3 protein-coding genes are annotated in these 2,038 nt (G+C 39.3%); all 3 read right to left on the minus strand.

Features of this window, described 5'->3' with window-relative positions:
• Positions 1–202 precede the first annotated feature (202 nt).
• Positions 203–355, minus strand: a complete 153-nt coding sequence (locus tag REG_RS13470; protein ID WP_176603499.1) for a hypothetical protein — start codon at positions 353–355, stop codon at positions 203–205.
• A gap of 40 nt (positions 356–395) precedes the next feature.
• Positions 396–812: a hypothetical protein gene (locus REG_RS08475; RefSeq protein WP_006705258.1), complete on the minus strand. Its 417-nt coding sequence runs from the start codon at positions 810–812 to the stop codon at positions 396–398.
• 35 nt (positions 813–847) lie between these two features.
• Positions 848–2,038 (minus strand): hypothetical protein (locus REG_RS08480; protein WP_218015681.1); only part of this gene is annotated, 1,191 nt, incomplete at its 5' end.

Here is a 2,038-nt window from a genome sequence, read left to right on the forward strand (position 1 = left end):
TAAAATGTTGACTGCTACGATCATACCAAGCGGCAAGCGGCTTTAATCCGTCATTGTCGAGTAAACCGGAAATGGTCAGATAGGGCGCGATATTAATAGGATTTATTTGCCCGGATGGCAATGAAGTGAGGCCTTCTACTCTTTTTGTTAGCTGATCGATATAGCTTTTAAAATAAATCCACCAATCACCATGATCGGTTAATCAATTTTTTCCTACGCCGACAAAGGATATGCTTTGATCATCGTACAAACCATATATCAAACCATTGGCGGTATTAATAATGGTATTCTTTATGCTCAACACCTTGTCTTTACCTAAGCCAAAATGACGTAAATCCATTTCTGTCGCCGGCATATTATCCTGCTGAACATACAATTTTTTAAATTTTTGCTCCCTATCGGTAATACTCCAAAAAATGATAGTACAGAGTATTCGTTTGTTGCTTACTACCGGTGATCAGGTTTTCATTGATCGCCACCATCGTTGTTCCAGCATGGTTAATGGTATCAGTTGAATTATTGGAAATACTCATCGGCAAATTCACATTGATTATCCCTTTAGCCACAATAGTGCCCATCAATGGCCATATTAATTGATTGCTTATCATAATGACCGTATCGGTTGAAAAATTATGGATGGCTTTTATATTCAGTGCGCGACGCGTCCAGGGATTAAGCTTATCAAGAGGCAGCTTAATAGGCTTGAGAGTAGAATATTGCTGCATAAAGTGGCTTAGGAAATCCAAGTTGAGATCGGTAATCAGTCGATTTTTGATGGTTGATGGTAAACTCAGCGCTCGAATAAAAATCACCCCTTGCTCAGGTTTCAGGGTGTCGATTTTATATTTTAGAATAAAGCGTTGCTCAATACCCTGCCGTTGATAGCTGTATTCTTGTTCAAAAAGATAAACTTTTCAATATTTTTTTGATCTGTGATGCGGGTTATTTTTGATCGAGATTGATGTTTAATATTTTCTTGAACCCCCTCTCCTTTATTTTGAACCTCCAACACATCAGGTTGATGGCAAATAGGAAAATAAACCTGTATGAGCTTTTTACTTTCAACTGCCGATACCCAAATAAGATTTCTATAAATATAAAGATGCTGATTATCATCAGCCGTGGATAGCAGTAAATCGCCTTTAAACCAAGCATGCGTTTCATCAAAAAAAAGGGTTTCAACATGGCGACGCTGGGTGTTGGCAAACAAAGTGTCCTGCTGATTCTCGGTACGAACAAAATCTTGTGTGCGTAACGAGTAATAAACGTTTTTATTTTCTTCATCACCACGAAGCGTAAAATTTTTTACATAGCTATATAACGGGAAAGCCGTCATTTCAGGGGAAGATTGCAACAATTGAATCAGGTGCATCACTTTATTGGATTTAATCGTTTGAATTTCTTCCGCTATGTTGGCAACGATTTTGGCCACAACACCCTTGCCGTTATCCGATTGTATCTCGGTAATCGATTGCATCTCGGTTAGCATTATCGTGATGTCGGTGACCTCGCGTAAGGATTGAAGGGCTTGCAGAGCGGCAGCATAGTCTGTGGATTTTTTCATCAAGGTAACGGCTTTAACCATCTTGGTGATTTTTTCCGTCATTTTTTTAATATCTTCAATGGCGATGTTTCTCACCGTAGCGATGATCACTTCTCTAAAATATGCTTTTACCACTTCCGGGGTGATTAACGCTGGATTTAAGCTACGCATTAATTCAGTCGGATCATGAAAATCAATGCTTTCGTTGTCCAATGACAATAGAATATGATCTGCGTTAATTTCGTTAATCATGATGTTGCCGTTTCTATCGGCTATGCCAATACCGCTCGCCATATGAAAGATAAGCTTAGTATTCGCCCGCTGTGTCACATTTAAACAAATGGATTCGGTTTCATCGAAATTATCCGGTAAATTTTTAAAAATCCGGTACCCGCTAGGCGTTTTTTCTACTTCCATAGCAGTAAGATGCTCACGATCAGTGCTGATGACCCATTGTACATTCGGGTTGTTACACACAATGGTGACGTCGGCTTG

It is taken from the genome of Candidatus Regiella insecticola LSR1, from assembly GCF_000143625.1.
In the GTDB taxonomy this organism is placed as follows: Bacteria; Pseudomonadota; Gammaproteobacteria; order Enterobacterales; family Enterobacteriaceae; genus Regiella; species Regiella insecticola.